16 protein-coding genes and 1 pseudogene are annotated in these 15376 nt (G+C 64.6%); 8 read left to right on the top strand and 9 right to left on the bottom strand.

Annotated features, from left to right (window positions below):
* Window positions 1-72 precede the first annotated feature (72 nt).
* Window positions 73-744 carry a LuxR C-terminal-related transcriptional regulator gene (locus AC3WJU_RS11405; RefSeq protein ID WP_059387347.1) on the bottom strand — a complete coding sequence of 224 codons (672 nt, stop codon included), beginning with the start codon at window positions 742-744 and terminating at the stop codon, window positions 73-75.
* Window positions 741-2096, bottom strand: coding sequence for an ATP-binding protein (locus AC3WJU_RS11410; RefSeq protein WP_306958984.1), 1356 nt, complete (start codon window positions 2094-2096; stop codon window positions 741-743). Before AC3WJU_RS11410 ends, AC3WJU_RS11405 begins: the two co-directional genes overlap by 4 nt.
* 124 nt (window positions 2097-2220) lie before the next feature.
* On the opposite strand from AC3WJU_RS11410, the gene AC3WJU_RS11415 reads away from it, so the two are divergent.
* The 5 genes from AC3WJU_RS11415 (at window position 2221) to AC3WJU_RS11435 (ending at window position 6310) form a co-directional block, all read left to right on the top strand.
* Window positions 2221-3702 carry a PspC domain-containing protein gene (locus AC3WJU_RS11415; protein WP_492259890.1) on the top strand — a complete coding sequence of 494 codons (1482 nt, stop codon included), beginning with the start codon at window positions 2221-2223 and terminating at the stop codon, window positions 3700-3702.
* Between the two features lies 1 nt (window position 3703).
* Window positions 3704-3994: a hypothetical protein gene (locus AC3WJU_RS11420; protein WP_306958986.1), complete on the top strand. Its 291-nt coding sequence runs from the start codon at window positions 3704-3706 to the stop codon at window positions 3992-3994.
* 45 nt (window positions 3995-4039) lie between these two features.
* Entirely contained in the window at window positions 4040-4297 is a 258-nt protein-coding gene (locus tag AC3WJU_RS11425; RefSeq protein ID WP_059387344.1) for a PspC domain-containing protein, read from the top strand.
* A 156-nt stretch (window positions 4298-4453) separates the two neighbouring features.
* Window positions 4454-5479 (top strand): ATP-dependent 6-phosphofructokinase, encoded by a 1026-nt coding sequence (locus AC3WJU_RS11430; protein WP_078108065.1) that lies wholly within the window; start codon window positions 4454-4456, stop codon window positions 5477-5479.
* A gap of 99 nt (window positions 5480-5578) precedes the next feature.
* A complete protein-coding gene (locus AC3WJU_RS11435) occupies window positions 5579-6310 on the top strand; it encodes a GNAT family N-acetyltransferase (RefSeq protein WP_492259891.1) in 732 nt (243 codons plus the stop codon).
* Window positions 6311-6368: 58 nt separating this feature from the next.
* On the opposite strand, the gene AC3WJU_RS11440 is transcribed toward AC3WJU_RS11435, so the two are convergent.
* The 7 genes from AC3WJU_RS11440 to AC3WJU_RS11470 all read right to left on the bottom strand — a co-directional run bounded on the left by AC3WJU_RS11440 (window position 6369) and on the right by AC3WJU_RS11470 (window position 12477).
* Window positions 6369-7898 carry a DHA2 family efflux MFS transporter permease subunit gene (locus AC3WJU_RS11440; RefSeq protein WP_284991819.1) on the bottom strand — a complete coding sequence of 510 codons (1530 nt, stop codon included), beginning with the start codon at window positions 7896-7898 and terminating at the stop codon, window positions 6369-6371.
* A 54-nt stretch (window positions 7899-7952) separates the two neighbouring features.
* Window positions 7953-8513 carry a PadR family transcriptional regulator gene (locus AC3WJU_RS11445; RefSeq protein ID WP_059387343.1) on the bottom strand — a complete coding sequence of 187 codons (561 nt, stop codon included), beginning with the start codon at window positions 8511-8513 and terminating at the stop codon, window positions 7953-7955.
* 118 nt (window positions 8514-8631) lie between these two features.
* Window positions 8632-9045 carry an ankyrin repeat domain-containing protein gene (locus tag AC3WJU_RS11450; protein ID WP_306958988.1) on the bottom strand — a complete coding sequence of 138 codons (414 nt, stop codon included), beginning with the start codon at window positions 9043-9045 and terminating at the stop codon, window positions 8632-8634.
* Window positions 9042-10127, bottom strand: coding sequence for a CAF17-like 4Fe-4S cluster assembly/insertion protein YgfZ (ygfZ, locus tag AC3WJU_RS11455; protein WP_492259892.1), 1086 nt, complete (start codon window positions 10125-10127; stop codon window positions 9042-9044). The genes AC3WJU_RS11450 and ygfZ overlap by 4 nt, the downstream gene beginning before the upstream one ends.
* A gap of 22 nt (window positions 10128-10149) precedes the next feature.
* On the bottom strand, window positions 10150-10872 hold the full coding sequence (locus AC3WJU_RS11460) for a flavodoxin family protein (protein WP_441432588.1): 723 nt from the start codon (window positions 10870-10872) through the stop codon (window positions 10150-10152).
* Window positions 10873-10958: 86 nt separating this feature from the next.
* Window positions 10959-11558: a nitrobindin family protein gene (locus AC3WJU_RS11465; RefSeq protein ID WP_059387340.1), complete on the bottom strand. Its 600-nt coding sequence runs from the start codon at window positions 11556-11558 to the stop codon at window positions 10959-10961.
* A 184-nt stretch (window positions 11559-11742) separates the two neighbouring features.
* Complete coding sequence (locus AC3WJU_RS11470; RefSeq protein WP_059387342.1) at window positions 11743-12477, bottom strand: hypothetical protein; 735 nt, start codon at window positions 12475-12477, stop codon at window positions 11743-11745.
* A gap of 311 nt (window positions 12478-12788) precedes the next feature.
* Between AC3WJU_RS11470 and AC3WJU_RS11475 the strand changes: the two genes are divergently transcribed.
* The 3 genes and pseudogenes from AC3WJU_RS11475 to AC3WJU_RS11485 form a co-directional block, all read left to right on the top strand.
* On the top strand, window positions 12789-13487 hold the full coding sequence (locus AC3WJU_RS11475; protein ID WP_059387339.1) for a winged helix-turn-helix transcriptional regulator: 699 nt from the start codon (window positions 12789-12791) through the stop codon (window positions 13485-13487).
* A gap of 231 nt (window positions 13488-13718) precedes the next feature.
* Window positions 13719-14690: a mycothiol synthase gene (gene mshD, locus AC3WJU_RS11480; protein ID WP_492259893.1), complete on the top strand. Its 972-nt coding sequence runs from the start codon at window positions 13719-13721 to the stop codon at window positions 14688-14690.
* 103 nt (window positions 14691-14793) lie between these two features.
* A pseudogene (locus AC3WJU_RS11485) lies at window positions 14794-15376 on the top strand (RNA degradosome polyphosphate kinase); the annotation flags it as partial.

Here is a 15376-nt window from a genome sequence, read left to right on the forward strand (position 1 = left end):
AGCGGGCGTTTGGGTTTAACCCACCACAGGTGAGCGGGCGTTTGGGTTTAACCCACCACAGGTGAGCGGGCGTCAGAGGAGGCGGCGTTCGGCGGCCCACTTGGTCAGTTCGTGGCGGCTGGAGAGCTGGAGTTTGCGGAGTACCGCAGAGACATGGGTTTCCACGGTCTTGATGGAAATGAACAGCTCCTTGGCCACCTCCTTGTAGCTGTAACCCCGGGCGATGAGACGCATGACTTCCAGTTCCCTCGCGGAAAGACGGTCGAGTTCGTCGTCGGCGATCTCGGCCGGGGAAGTTCCAAACGCGTCCAGGACAAAACCCGCCAGCCTCGGCGAGAAGACCGCGTCACCGTCGGCCACGCGGACCACGGCGTCGGAGATCTCCGGGCCGGAAATGGTCTTGGTGACGTAGCCGCGTGCCCCGGCCCGAATGACGGCCACGACGTCCTCGGCGGCATCCGAGACGCTCAAGGCCAGGAAGCTCGTGCTCCCGCGCAACGCCGAGGATGCACTGATGACCTCCCGGCCGCCACCGCCAAGGCCGCCGGGCAAGTGGACGTCAAGAAGCACCACCTCCGGCTGAACCTCGGCAATCACGGCGATGGCTTGTTCCACTGTTCCGGCCTCGCCCACGACGTCGATCCGCGAATCGAGGTCGGCCTTCAGCCCGGACCGGAAAATGGCGTGATCGTCCACGATCACCACGCGAACCTTCCGCGTTACTTGCTCTGATAGGGCGTTCATACTTTGGCTTCTCCGTTTCGGTTCTCTGCTTTGTCGGCGTTCTCGACGGGCAGTTTCAGGCGTACTTCGGTGCCCTCGGAACTACTGCTGATGACCGCAGTGCCGCCGTGGCGTTTCATCCGTCCGACGATTGACTCCTTGACACCGAGCCGGTCTTCCGGGACGGCATCCGGGTCAAAGCCGGGTCCGCGGTCCCTGACGAAAACCTCGCTGCCGGTGTCGGAAGTCTCGAGATAGACGGACACGGCTCCGCCGCCATGCCGGGCAGCATTGTGCATGGCCTCCCGGGCCGCCAGGACGAGGGCTTCGTGCCTGTCCGTCATGGCGGTGTCTCCGACGCTGACGACGTCGACCGGATGTCCGTGGGCGTCCTCCACTTCGGCTGCGGCTGCGGCAATCCGCTCCGCGAGGAGCCCCGAATCCTTGGCGGCGTCCCGGTACAGCCAGGTGCGCAGTTCACGCTCCTGGGCACGGGCGAGGCGGACCACGTCCTGTTCCGAACCGGCACGGCGTTGGATCAAGGCGAGCGTCTGCAGTACCGAGTCGTGCAAGTGGGCGGCAATCTCGGCCCGCTCGGTCTCGCGAACCCGCGCTGCCCGCTCAGTTTCAAGGTCCTTCCAGAACTTCAAGCCCCACGGCAGCAGCACCAAGGCCACGCCGCCCAGCACCGCGATGGAAGCCAGCAGCGCGAGCCAGGTCTGCTCCCACGAGCCGGAACCGGACACCATGACCAACACCCCGGCAACCACCAAGGCCAGGCCTGCAGCAAGGCGGACCCAGCCACCGGCTTGGTCCGCCTTCGTCTTGTCCACCAGCCCGGCCCGGCGCGTCTCGTCCAACTGCATCCACGCGATCGCCGCCCCACCGAGTATGGCCGCCGCCGGGATCAGCGTGCCGAGGGGGACCTCGACGCCGAACTGCCGGGCGATCAGGATGGCGGCCACCAGGAGCAGGCCGGCCCCGAGGAGGATCTCTTTCCCATACTGGATCCGCCGAATCCTGAACCAGGAGGCGACGACGGGAGCCGGGGTGGACAGCGGCACCGGCTGCGCGCCGTCGGGCGCTGCAACGTCGGGAGGAATGCTCACCGAAGGAGGCAGGCTCACCGCGGGAGCAATGGGCGACGCCGGCCGGCGGCTGTTTCGGCGGGCGCTTTCGTCAGCGGTGGGCACCATGACCCAGAGCCAGGCGTAGAAAGCCAGGCCCGCGCCGCCGGCGAACGAGGCAAGGACCATGGCGAGCCGGATGTACTTCACGGGCCAGCCAAGATGGTCCGCCAGGCCGCTGCACACGCCGGCAATAATCCGGTCGCTGCTCCGGACCAGCGGCGGGCGTTGCGTGGCGGTTGTCATGAATCCATCCAAACACGTATCAGGGTCTTCGGCGCTCGAAGCAGGGCATCTCAGGGGGCCACTCAGGGAACGTTCAGGGTATCCCCCAATAGAGGGAGACGTCGCCGGACGGCAAGATCGAAGTATGAACGCGAACAGCATGAATCCAGAGGACCCCGGACAAGCTGCGGAGCCCGGACAACCTGCAGAATCCAGCCAGCCGGCCGCGACGGGCGTGCCCGAAGAACCGGCCCAGCCGAACGCCGGCAACACCAGCGGCGCGGCACCGAATTACGCCGTGCCAGCTCCCCCGCAGAACTTCTTCAACTGGATCCGAAGCCAAGGCATCAGCCGTGGCCGGGACCGGTGGATGGGCGGCGTGGCCAGCGGCATCGCCCACCGCTTCGGCATCGATCCTTTGATCGTCCGCGGCATCTTTATCATCCTCACCCTCTTCGCCGGCATAGGCATCCTGCTCTATGGCATCGCCTGGGCGCTCCTGCCCGAACCCGATGGCCGCATCCATGCACAGGAGGCCGGGGCGGGCCGCTGGTCCGCAGGCATGACCGGAGCCTTCATCACAACCATCATCGGATTGCCAAGCCTCGGCCGCGGTTTCTGGGGATGGGGCTGGAATGGGGTTCCCGGACTCCTGTGGACGCTGTTCTGGGTAGGCGGCATCATCTACCTGGTCTATTTCCTGGTCCAGCGCAGCAAAGCCCGCAACGGAAGGCAGACAATGGGCACACACAACTACGCGGCCGCTCCAGGTTCCTTTGGCGGCGCGGACACACACGCCTCGGCAGGCTACCCGGCCGGCCCTTACAGCGCGGGCCCTTACAGCGCGGGTCCTTACAGCGCCGGGACTTACGGAACCGGCGGAACCGGTAATTACGGAACCGGGGGGCCGGGAACCCCCTCGGGCCCCGTCAATCCCGCAGGGCCCTACCCACCGGCCGGCGTTCCCAACCGCCCCGAACGCCCCGAGCGTCCAAGGCGGCAGGGGCCGGGCGCGGCCATCGTAGCGGTCTCAGCGGGGGCTGCCCTGCTGGCCGGCGGAACACTCAAGCTGCTCGACGCCGGCAACGTCATCCACCTGGGCGATGCCGCCAACGCGGTGGTCTGGGCCACGGGCGCCGGAGTCCTCGGCCTCGGGATCCTTGTTGCGGGGCTTCGTGGCCGCACGTCGGGACTACTCGGCTTCCTGGCCATAGCGACGCTGGTGATCGGAGGCATCTTCAATATCGCGCCCAACGCGGACCACTTCCGTCTCCAGAATGCCCAATGGAATCCCGTGAGCATCGACGATGCCCGCAAAGGCTTCGACATCACCGGGGCCAACGGGACCGTCGACCTGACCAAGCTGAACCTGAGCGCGCCGCTGAGCTCCGACGTCGTTGTTCCGATGGACGTCACCGCCAGCAATATCAAACTCGTCATCCCGGCGACCGTGCCGGTGGAGGTCCAGGCGGACATGACCTTCGCGAACCTCAAGCAAGACGGTAGCGCAGTCACCCAAAGCAATGGCGGTACCCGGGACAGCTTCAACACGGACAAGCCCGGCGCCAAGCTTGTCGTCAGGCTCAACGGCACTTTCAGCAACGTCACCGTCCAGGAAGGAAACTGACATGAGCACGCACGAACCCACGCAGGCATTTGAAACAGCACCTGAAACCCCGGTTCAAACCGCCCGGGCAAGGGTAGGCACCGTGGTCTGGGGGCTGATTGTCCTGGCACTCGCAGCTTTGATCATCATTTCCAAACTCGGCCTCGTGGTCCTCAACGGCACCTATGTGCTGATCGGGCTCATGATCGGAGCTGGCGCGGCACTCGTGATCGGAGGCCTGGTCTCCGCCCGCTCACGAAAAGACCGCGGGTCCAGCCCGGACTCCGGTGCCGTCAATTCCGAGCACCGCTAGCAAGCAGCACGTGACAAAGCAGCCACAACAGGGAAGGCTCTAGCCATGAACAAGTTCTTCAGCATCGTACGGGGCATCGGCCTGAAGCGCGGTCCGCAGCGTTTGATCGGAGGGGTTTGCGGTGGCATCGCCGCCAAGCTGAATGTGGACGTAGCCTACGTCCGCATTGGCTACCTGATCTTCTGCCTGCTACCCGGGCCCGCCGTGGTGATCTACGTGGTGGCATGGTTGCTGCTTCCCAACCAAAGCGGCACCATTGCGCTGGAATCCTTCCTCACCCAGCGCTCGCAAGGCAGGAACTAGCACAGCCCGGGTTCGCCCGGGCTGTTTCCTGGTTGTTTCAAAAGTCTCATCCGCGGCGGTCACGGTTTGTGTCCTACCCCACATTGCCCCCTACAATCATTGTGAGCTCAGCGTGGCGCTCTGCACGTATACCTCCTAGCCAGGATTTGAGCCCTCATGAAAATTGGAATCCTTACCAGCGGTGGCGACTGCCCCGGACTTAATGCCGTCATCCGCGGCGCCGTCCTCAAGGGAATCGCCATCCACGGCCAGGAATTCGTCGGTTTCCGGGACGGTTGGCGGGGCGTCGTGGAGGGCGACGTCATCGACATTCCCCGGACTATGGTCCGCGGTATCGCCAAACAGGGTGGAACCATCCTTGGCACCTCCCGCACCAACCCGTTCGAAAACGGCGGCGGGCCGGATGTCATCAAGGCCCACATGGACCGCCTCGGCATCGACGCCATCATCGCCATCGGCGGCGAAGGCACCTTGGCCGCCGCGAAGCGCCTCACCGACGCCGGCTTGAGGATCGTGGGCGTCCCCAAGACCGTGGACAACGACCTCGACGCCACCGACTACACCTTCGGCTTCGACACCGCCGTCCAGATCGCCACCGAGGCCATCGACCGGCTGCGCACCACGGGAGAATCCCACCACCGCTGCATGATCGCCGAGGTCATGGGCCGCCACGTGGGCTGGATCGCCCTGCACGCGGGCATGGCCGCCGGCGCGCACGCCATCCTGATCCCCGAGCAGAAGGTCAGCATCGAGCAGATCACCGAGTGGGTCCAGGAGGCCCACGATCGTGGCCGTGCGCCGCTGATTGTTGTCGCTGAGGGTTTTGTTCCGGACCACATGGAGGCCCCGCACTCCGAACGCGGCCTGGATACCTTCGGCCGGCCCCGCCTGGGTGGCATCGCCGACCAGCTCGCGCCGGAGATCGAAGCCCGCACCGGCATCGAAACCCGTGCCACGATCCTCGGCCACATCCAGCGCGGCGGCGTCCCGTCGGCTTTTGACCGCGTCCTGGCCACCCGCCTGGGCATGGCGGCCATCGATTCCGTCGTGGAAGGCCGCTGGGGAACCATGGTGGCCCTCAAGGGCACGGACATCGAGCATGTGGGCTTCGAAGCCGCTTTGGGCAAGCTCAAGACCGTCCCGCAGAACCGCTATGACGAAGCTGCGGTGCTGTTCGGCTGAGCCGGTTCTTCACAAGGGCAGATTCTTCAAGGAGCAGGCAGGTACCACCGGGTGCCTGCCTGCTCCTTTCCTTTTCCGGGACTGCATAGACTCGATGTCATGGAACTTGATGCGGGATCGGCGGAAATTGTGCTGCTGGCCTGGGCCCGGCACTTAGGGTTCGACGACGAGGCCTTCAGTTTCGTCTCCGGCTCACCTGCTGCCCGCACCGGGGAGCGGCTGGTCAGGGAAGACGAAGACGCCGAATCCATCACCTTCGTGAGGCTCTTTGGCCGCTCCGCATTGGTGGCTCCCGCGTGGGCGGTGGCTGCCGCCGTCGAACTCTCGGACGATCAACTGAGCGAGCATTCCGCACTGTTGCGGATCAGCCGCGAACACGGCGGCCACGGGCTCGGGACGTCGGCGCTGCTGTTCGCCGACGACCTTCCCCCCTTCCGGCCGGGCGGCGAAGTCACCGTCTCGCACGGCCACCCGGAGGCGATCGAGCTGGAGGGCAGGTGCCCTCCAGACGACGTCAATGAAGTCCATCTCTCAAGGATGGACCACCATTTCACCGTGATGGACGGCAACGAACCGGACCGCAAACCGGTGGCCTGCGGCGCCTATGCGGAGTGGCAGGGGATCCTCGCGGACATGGGCGTCCTGGTGCCGCCGGATTTGCGCCGGCAAGGACTTGGAACCCTGGCTGCCTCGATCGCCGCCCACGAGGCACTCGCCTCCGGCCTGACGCTGCAATGGCGAACAGCGCTGGACAACCGGGGCTCCATGGCCTTGGCCCGAAAGCTGGGATTCGTCGACGGGGGCATCCAGACCTCCGTCCTGCTCCGCTAACCGCGAGTTGGCAGACGATGCCCCCATTTTGAGGGCATCGTCTGCCAGTTCGCGCGGGCTAGCCGTCTTGCGAAACAGTTTGAGTCTTAGCCTCGGACGGGGCTGCCGCCGGAGAACCCCAACCCTGGACGGCCTTGGGCTTGCCAAACAACAACGCCGCTACTGCCCCCAGCAGAATCGCAAAAGCGGGCAGCAGGACCGACTGGCTCATCGCGGTCGAGAAGCCGTCGTGCAGGAATTCTGGCAACTTGCCGGTGAATCCCCCTTCGCCTGCCGGGGCAGCGCCTGGCGGGGCCGCGGGCAGCTCAGCCGCGAGCCGGGACTGGATGAGGGCAGCAATCGCGGCCGATCCCAGGACCGCACCGATCTGGCGCGTCGTATTGAAGACGCCGGAACCGGCGCCGGCCGAGCGCGGCGGCAGGTTGCGGGTTGTGGCGTTGGAGACCGGGCCCCAAATGAAACCATTGGCCACGCCCTGGAGGGCGCTGGGCAGCAGGAACATCCAGATGGGAGTGTCCGGCTTCAGCAGCGTCCCGGTCCAGAACAGGGCACCGGACAGGCAGAGGAGCCCGAAGGCCGCGAACCAGCGCGGATTGATCCGGTCGATCAACTTGCCGACGAAAGGTGCCAAAGCGCCGGAGATCACGGCCATGGGGATCATGAGCAACGCGGACTGCGTGGGTGTCAGCCCACGGACTACCTGGTAGTAGAAAATGGTGGGGAGCGGGAACGCTGTGATGGTGAAGCCCACCGCCATGATGGTGGTGTTACCCAAGGAGAAGTTGCGGTCCTTGAACAGGCCCAACGGCAGCAAGGGCTCGCCGCCGCGGCGCTCCAGCAGCCACTGCCAGAGGACGAACACGGCAAGGACAACGAGCCCCGTGATGATCAGTCCCCACACGGTAATGGGCCCGGTGACGGTGCCCCACTTGTAGCTTTGGCCTTCCTGGATGCCGAACACCAGCAGGAACATGCCGGCCGCGGACAGCAAAACACCCACGACGTCGAACTTGTGGCTGTGCGTGGTCAGCTTCGGTACCAGCCGGGTCACGAGGACGAAGGCAACGACGCCGATGGGAACGTTGACGAAGAAGATCCACTGCCAGCCGAGGCCGTCAACCAACACGCCACCGAGGATCGGACCGACGAGGATGGCCATGCCAGCCGTCGCTCCCCAGAGGCCCATGGCCGCGCCGCGGCGGTCCGGCGGGAAGATCCTGGTGATGACGGCCATGGTCTGGGGCGTCATCATGGCTGCGCCGATGCCCTGGACCACCCGGGCCGCGATCAGCATGCCGATGTCGCCCGAGAGGCCGCACCACAGCGAAGCGAGCGTGAAGACCACGAGGCCGATCAGGTAGAGGTTCTTGGGCCCGAAGCGGTCACCGAGCCTTCCGGTGATCAGCAACGGCACGGCGTAGGCGAGGAGGTAGGCGCTCGTCACCCAGATGACGGCGTTGATGTCGGTATGCAGGCCCTCCATGATCCGTGGGTTCGCCACGGAGACAATGGTGGTGTCGATCAGGATCATGAAGAACCCGACCACGAGGGACCACAGTGCGGGCCACGGTTTAGCTACGTTTTCCATGGGTTTCCTTTGACTGTGCTGAATATCTTGCACGTTGGTGCGTTGGCTGGGCGGTTACCACGGCAACTGCCCGCTGCGGAGATCGTTTTGGAAGCTGCGTATCCAGTCGATTTCCGTCCGCAGCATGGTTTGTTGGTACTTGACGTCGATCCAGAACTTGGTCTCGACGCCTTTTGCGGCGACAGCTTCTTCACCGCGGACCAGGAAGTCGAGTTGGTCTTCCAGGTTCGCCACGCGGCGGTCCAGGAGTTCGAGGACGACGCCGGACGGCAGGTTGTGTGCCTCGGCGATCGCGTGGGGGAAGCTCGGGTATTCGTTCACGGGTTCCGCCAGCATGTTCTGGAGGCGCTCGGTCAGCGCCTCCCTGCCGGTTCCCGTGATTCGGTAGGTGGTCCGCTCGGGCCGGTTGCCGGCGCGGTCAATGCCCGTGGACTCGACGAAACCCGCCTCTTCCAGGCGGCCGACGGCGTGGTAGAGCGTGCCCGGCCGGACCTTGACCAAGCGGTCCTCGTGACGGGCCATCAGGAGCTGGTACATCTCGTATGGATGCATCGGCGCCTCCACGAGGAGGGCCAATGCGGCGACACCAAGTGGAGTCAGTGCGGCTCGTGCCATTTCCCCATCCTCCGTGCGAACTATTCCACAAAAACTATTCCACATGGAATAATTGACTGCAAGGCAGCCGCCGCGGCCGCGCCGCCAGGCACGGGCTCAGCCCGACGGCCCCCTTGGCCTATCCGAGCAGTTCGAGAATCTCCGCGCGGGCAAACATCCGGGCGGCCTCGCGCGCTGTGGGCGCACCGGCGTCGGGATCTGCGCCGGCGTCAATCAGAACCCGGGCCACCTCCGTGTAGCCCTTGAAAACCGCGCCGGCCAGCGGAGTCTGGCCACGGTCGTTTGCCCCGTTCGCATCGGCACCGTGGTACAGCAGAAGCTGAACGGTTTCCGCGTGGCCGTGGTAGGCGGCCAGCATCAGGAGAGAGTCGCCTGCGGCAGTGCGCATTCCAGCCGGAGCACCGGCGTTGAGGTAGCTCCGCAGGAGCTCCGAGTTGCCTTCCCTGGCGGCATCGAACAAGGTGTGCGCCAAGGCAATGGCCTCGTCATCGGCACCCGTCGCTTGGGCTTCAGCGCCCGTCGTTTCGCTCATCGATGGGGTCCCTTCAGGAATCCGGTCTGACGCCCCACCACCTGTCCGGCATCGGGCGCAACGATTACTTCCTGGGCGGCCGGATAAGGCTCCTCACCGTCCAGCACGGTCAGCACCTCGTGCGGGTCCACAGACCGCTTGATCAGGGCCAGTCCTACTGCCCCCATTTCGAAGTGCTGGGCCACAGATGTCAGCGTACCCACCTTGCGCTCGCCGGCAAATACAACGCTGCCCGGCGCTGGAAGGGTGTGCTGCGAGCCGTCCAATTGCAGGAAAACGAGCCGCCGGGGCGGGTGTCCGAGGTTGTGGACACGGGCAATGGTTTCCTGGCCCTTGTAGCAGCCCTTGGACAAGTGGACCGAGGTCCGGAGGAGATCGAGCTCGTGCGGGATGGTCTTCTCATCCGTCTCCGCGCCGAGCCGGGGACGCCAGGCAGCAATGCGGAGCGCCTCCGCGGCCAACGAGCCAGCGAGGGCCATGCCCTCAACGGCCGCTTCAAGCTCGTCTGCCGGAATGAGGTACTCGAACCAGGGCCTCTCAAGGCCGGGGTGGGAGTTTTCCTCCACCACGCTGTACGAATAGCCGCCGACGCCGATGTGCGGCCACGGGTCCTCCCAGACAAGCCTGTCCGACCACGCGTCAACGGCCTTGGTTGCGCCGACGACGGCCCACTCGGCCGACACGTCAGCCACCTCGACGCGCAACATGAACCGCATTTTGTTGAGCCACTCGGCCAGCGGGGCAGCCTCGGCGGCTTCGACCAACAGCCAGGTGGTCTCGCCGTCGTCCACCACGCGGGCGTCGAACTCAATGCGTCCCTGAATGGTGAGGAGCAGCAGTTCGCTTGAGACGCGCGGCTGGAGGTTGGTCAGTTGCTGCGAGGAAAGAGTATTGAGCCAGCTCAGGCGATCCGGTCCGGTGACCGTGACAACGCCCCGGTAGGAAAGATCGACGACGGCGGTGCCTGCGGCGAGTGCGCGCTGCTCCCGCAGGGGCTCGCCGTAGTGGGCCGCGACGCCGGAGTCCTCGCCGCCGCCTTCTACAGCTCCGGGGCGCGACAATAGGGGGCTCGTGTAAGTCATATGTAGTAGAAGTCCTTGGGGCTCAGCGGTATTCCGGGTTTTCAAAATCGAAGCGCGTACCGGCTTTCCATTCGTCCGGGAGGTTCCCGTAGGCAGGAATGCCGCCTACGTCCTTGAGCATCCGGGCGTAGTGGAGCAGGTTCCAGGTCATGAAGGTGGTGTTCCGGTTGGTGAAGTCGCTCTCAGGACCACCGGACCCTTCGTCGAGGTAGCTGGGCCCGGGGCCGACGGCGCCGATCCAGCCGGCATCGGCCTGGGGCGGAATGGTGAAGCCGACGTGCTGGAGGCTGTACAGGACGTTCATGGCGCAGTGCTTGACGCCGTCCTCGTTGCCGGTGATCAGGCAGCCGCCGACCTTTGGATAGTAGGCCCACTGGCCTTTGCTGTTGAGTTGGCCCGAATGGGCGTAGAGCCGCTCGATGAGCTTCTTGGTCTGGGAGGAGTTATCGCCAAGCCAGATAGGACCGGCCACCACCACGATGTCGGCCTCCAGCACCGCCGGATACAACTCCGGCCATTCATCCGTCGCCCAGCCGTGCTCGCGCATGTCCGGATACACTCCGGCGGCAATGTCGTGATCCACGGTCCGGATCACCTGGGTACTGACGCCCTGCTTTTCCATGATGCGCCGGCTGATGGTTATCAGTCCGTCGGTATTGCTCACTTGCGGCGATGGCTTGAGCGTCCCGTTGAAAAAGACGGCCTTGAGATCGTCATAGCTGGCAGGTTTTGGCGCTTCGTTCACTTGCTGCTCCCCTTTGGTTCGAACTGCGAAACGGGACGTTCAGTGAGACCTCTTCGGTGAGACCTTGAAGCTATGTAACAAGCACCCTAGGAGAGCTTGTTCAGGAAAGCCGAAGCGTGGGCCTCGAGCGACTTGCCCGGAGTGGACACATCCCAGCGCCACAACAGATTGCCATCCACGAGGCCGAAGATGCGTGTGGCCGCAGTGTATTCCTTGGAGTGGCCGCCGCGCATCACCATATCGGTGCTCATCTGGATCTGCGGCCCCTTGATTTGACCGTAGTACAGCTCGCTGATGCCACCGGGATGGACAATCGTCACAGTGATGTCGAACCCGCCGTCGGCGTTCCGGTGGGCTTCGACGTCATCGGCAGTTTTCAATACCGGGACGATTTCCGCGGGAATCAAGCCGGGGCCGCCGTCGGCGTCGAGCATTTTCCGCTCCAGCGCCCAAAAGCCTGTCTCCACGGTGAGGGGCCGCAATTTGGTGCCGTCCTCGTCGCTGAGCCAGCTTTCCGCCCGATACTCCAGGTAGGGCAGGCCGTGGTGCGTGAAGGAGACGTGCTGGATGAAGTGATCCGAGTCTTCTTCACCGCTTCCAAGCCGTCCCCGGCCTTCCCACTCACCAATGAGCCAGGAAAGGGGTACCAGTTCGGGTGTCAGGTCGGAAGGAATTTCAATGGGCACAGCAATTACCTCAGTGGACCGGAAGGTACGGGTTGATCAAAAGCGCTGGGAGCTCTACTTCTGGCCTTTGAAGAGACGGTAAACGACAAAACCAGCGAACCACGCCATCGAGAGGCTGGCCAGGCCGAGGAGGACAAGGAAGAAGATTTCAAATGCAAGTACGGACATGATGCCATCCTAACTGTTAGTAGATGAGTAGTTTGTCGATGAAGTAGCACAAGGCGCCAACCGCCCAAACGGGGGCGACGCCCATTCCAAGGACAGCCGGGAAGTTCAGGCGGCCGAGCCGAAGCGTCACCATCCGACGGAAACTGACCAGGACTGAGCCGATGACGACGCCCACCACGATGGCAGCCACGATCGCGATGTTGGAGAACACCAGGCCTGCCAGCGGAGCCACCAACCCGGCGGCCACGATGCCCAAGGGCGCCACGACCCGGTCCGGCCATCGCAACAAGCCGGCGAGGAGGGCGACCGCGGCGCTGAGGGCAGCGACCAACACCATTTCCTTGATCCCATTGAACCTCGCCCCCGCAATCCAGCCAGCGCCAAGGCAGCTCAGCAGCACACCGGCGCAGCTGCCCAGAGTGGACTCGAGCCGTTGGGCCTGACCGGTTCCGCGGATCAACTGCACGACGAACACCGCAATCACGCCTGCGGCGATGAAGGCCGGAGTTGCATCGAGAAATCCGGGGGCTGGCACGAAGCCGGCAGCCAAGGCTGAACCCGCGCCGCTCAGGCCGATCACCGTGGCGAGCGTTTTCTTCGCCGGGACGGCTAGAAAGTGGGGCCAGCCGATGCCAACCGCGGCCGACGCCAGGATTCCGACGGCGACCAACCCTTCCGTGGGGCCGTAAGAGCTGGCGACGAAAACCGCGAGCGCCACGAGGCCGACCACCCCGATGCTCCAAGACTTCACTGCGCCCCTGACCTCACTGTGTCCCTAACCTCGCCGCGCCTTCATGGGATCCTCGATGGGCCCATTTCGTTCCAAGCCGCGAGCAACCTCCTGCCAATCCTGCCTTATACGGCACAAATATGTCGCAAACATGGGCTGAAGGTGACACGAATCCCTGACGTTGCAGGGGCCTTTGGGTATACTCGGTTGTCAACAGCGCTTCTTGTTGCAACGCTTCCGTTACAACGGAACCACGCCCCATAAGCAGCTACCGGCCGGTGGAAACCCGGTTCAGACGCCCGATGATGCGCGGACCGCCCATTGGAGGAACTATGTCGCACATCCTGCTCCTGACGAACAGCACCGGGTCGTCGGTAGACATCCTGCCCGCCTTGGAGCTCTTGAACCACCGGGTCCACATCCTTCCGGCAGAGCCAACGGCCTTGCTCGAAACCGACCCCACCGACGTCGTCTTCCTTGATGCCCGCAAGGACCTCGTGGGGGCCCGCTCCCTGACCCAGTTGCTCAAAGCCACGGGCTTGAGCGCCCCCCTTATCCTGATCCTCACGGAAGGCGGCATGGCTGCCGTCTCTTCCGCATGGTCCGTTGATGACATCGTCCTCGACTCGGCTGGCCCGGCCGAAGTCGAAGCCCGGATCCGCCTGGCCGTGGCCCGCGCAATCCCCGGCGAAGAGGAAACCAACACCGAAATCCGGGCGGCCGGCGTCGTGATCGACGAGGCAAGCTACACGGCCCGCGTGAACGGGCAGCCGCTCAACCTGACCTTCAAGGAGTTCGAACTCCTGAAGTATCTCGCCCAGCACCCGGGCAGGGTATTCACGCGTCAGCAGCTTCTCACCGAAGTATGGGGCTACGACTACTACGGAGGCACCCGCACCGTGGACGTCCACGTCCGGCGCCTGCGGGCCAAGCTCGGCGTGGACCACGAGAACCTCATCAGCACGGTCCGCAACGTTGGCTACAGGCTGACGTTGGTCCGCTTGCCGGAAGATGAGCTCACGGAGGCCTAGGCTTCCGAACCCCAAGCTTCGAAACACAAAGAAGGCCCGGACTCACTGAGTCCGGGCCTTCTTTTGCTTGAGTGGAGGACATACGGGTCGAACGTATCGAGGCCACCCCACTGGTGGATCCCCCTCGTATCCTGCTTCGCGAAGCCGGACGAGATATAGACCTTACACGGCCAACACAGTGCCTGCAAAATCCATCCCGCCAAACCGGCCGGAGACGTATAGCCTTGCAGCATGAGCCCTGCGCACCCGGAGAACTGGCCCGTCCTTGTCGTCAAAGGCGCCTCGGACAACGAGTTGTTGAAAGACATCAAGGCGCTCGCCGCAGCCGCCGAGGAGTCGGACGGCAATCCCCCGCTGTCAGAACAGACCCTGGTCATGCTGCGCGGGGCCGATGCCGGCGACCACTCTGTGCTCGCCCTGGCCCTGTACGCCCCGGACGAGCAGTCCGATCCCGCAAGCGGCCAGGACCTGGCGGGAATCGCCGTCGTGGTTGAAGCGGACGACGGGACCGGAGTCCTGGAAATGGCAGTGCACCCGAGCTACCGCAACCAGGGTGCCGCGGGCCGGTTGCTGGACTCGCTCCGGGACAGCCGCGGGCTCGAGGGGCTGAACGCGTGGTCCCACGGGAATCACGAGGCCGCCGCGGAGCTTGCGGCCCGCTACGGCTACGGTCCGGCGCGCGAACTGTGGAAGATGCGCCTTATGTCCTCAACCGCGGAACTGCCCGACGCCGGCCTGCCTGAGGGAGTCTCGCTGCGCGCCTTCGTGCCGGGTCAGGATGAGTCCGCCTGGCTGGCCGCCAACAGGGCGGCATTTGCCCACCATCCCGAGCAGGGCTCCCTGACCAGGGCCGACCTGGACGCCCGAATGGCCGAGGATTGGTTCGATCCCGCAGGTTTCCTGCTCGCCGTGAACCCGGCCGGGGAACTGCTCGGATTCCATTGGACGAAGGTGCACCCCCGGCAAGGACCCCATCCGGCCATCGGGGAGGTCTACGTCGTGGGTGTGACACCCGCGGCCCAAGGCCTGGGGCTTGGCAAAGCGCTCACTGTCGCTGGCATCAGGTATCTCCAGAGCCACGAACTGCACTCGGTCATGTTGTACGTGGACGCCGACAATGCGGCGGCCGTCGCCCTTTACCAGAAACTGGGCTTCGTTCGTTGGGACGTCGATGTCATGTATGCGCCGTTAACCGGGAAGTAACCCGGAACGAAGGCGTATCTGAAAGGCTAGGACATCTAGGATTCCGGTACGTGGAATCCTTGTAGGGTTGAATCAAACCCCGCGCTGAACGAAGGAGAGCCCGATGAACCCGGACCCGGTCGGAACCACCAAAACCGAGGTCAAGGGCGCAACCTTGCCTCCCCGCTTCGGGTCTTCCGAAGTCCCGGCTGCGCGGGCAACCCAGGACCGCATCGACATTCCTGAATTTGCGCCCTCCCTCGAGCCGGAAGGCGACATCAGCCCGGACCGCTTCCTGGACCGCGAGCTAAGCTGGCTCGCCTTCAACTCCCGCGTTCTTGAGCTCGCGGAGGATCCGGACCTCTTCCTCCTGGAGCGGGTCAATTTCCTTTCCATCTTCGCCTCGAACCTGGATGAATTCTTCATGGTGCGCGTTGCCGGCTTGAAGCGCCGCATCGCCACGGGACTCGCGGTGCCCTCCCCCGCCGGACTGAGCCCCATCGAAGTCCTGGAGCAGATCGGCGATGCCGCCCGGAAGCTGCAGGAACGCCACGCGCGCGTATTCGCCGAGCAGATCCGCCCCGCTCTGGCCTATGAGCACATCCACCTCATGCGCTGGGACGAACTCGACGACGAGGCCCAGCACCGTTTGAGCATCATGTTCGGCGAGAAGGTCTTCCCGATCCTCACCCCCCTCGCCGTCGATC

The sequence above is a fragment of the Arthrobacter sp. FW306-1B-F12A genome, from assembly GCF_058781865.1.

Bases quoted from the DNA above. Each gene is read 5' to 3' on its own strand.
- AC3WJU_RS11450 (WP_306958988.1), bottom strand. From the start codon at position 9,045: ATGAGCGAAACGACGGGCGCTGAAGCCCAAGCGACGGGTGCCGATGAC.
- AC3WJU_RS11405 (WP_059387347.1), bottom strand. From the start codon at position 744: ATGAACGCCCTATCAGAGCAAGTAACGCGGAAGGTTCGCGTGGTGATC.
- AC3WJU_RS11425 (WP_059387344.1), top strand. From the start codon at position 4,040: ATGAACAAGTTCTTCAGCATCGTACGGGGCATCGGCCTGAAGCGCGGT.
- AC3WJU_RS11445 (WP_059387343.1), bottom strand. From the start codon at position 8,513: ATGGCACGAGCCGCACTGACTCCACTTGGTGTCGCCGCATTGGCCCTC.
- AC3WJU_RS11435 (WP_492259891.1), top strand. From the start codon at position 5,579: ATGGAACTTGATGCGGGATCGGCGGAAATTGTGCTGCTGGCCTGGGCC.
- AC3WJU_RS11410 (WP_306958984.1), bottom strand. From the start codon at position 2,096: ATGACAACCGCCACGCAACGCCCGCCGCTGGTCCGGAGCAGCGACCGG.
- mshD (WP_492259893.1), top strand. From the start codon at position 13,719: ATGAGCCCTGCGCACCCGGAGAACTGGCCCGTCCTTGTCGTCAAAGGC.
- AC3WJU_RS11430 (WP_078108065.1), top strand. From the start codon at position 4,454: ATGAAAATTGGAATCCTTACCAGCGGTGGCGACTGCCCCGGACTTAAT.
- AC3WJU_RS11440 (WP_284991819.1), bottom strand. From the start codon at position 7,898: ATGGAAAACGTAGCTAAACCGTGGCCCGCACTGTGGTCCCTCGTGGTC.
- AC3WJU_RS11475 (WP_059387339.1), top strand. From the start codon at position 12,789: ATGTCGCACATCCTGCTCCTGACGAACAGCACCGGGTCGTCGGTAGAC.
- AC3WJU_RS11420 (WP_306958986.1), top strand. From the start codon at position 3,704: ATGAGCACGCACGAACCCACGCAGGCATTTGAAACAGCACCTGAAACC.
- ygfZ (WP_492259892.1), bottom strand. From the start codon at position 10,127: ATGACTTACACGAGCCCCCTATTGTCGCGCCCCGGAGCTGTAGAAGGC.
- AC3WJU_RS11415 (WP_492259890.1), top strand. From the start codon at position 2,221: ATGAACGCGAACAGCATGAATCCAGAGGACCCCGGACAAGCTGCGGAG.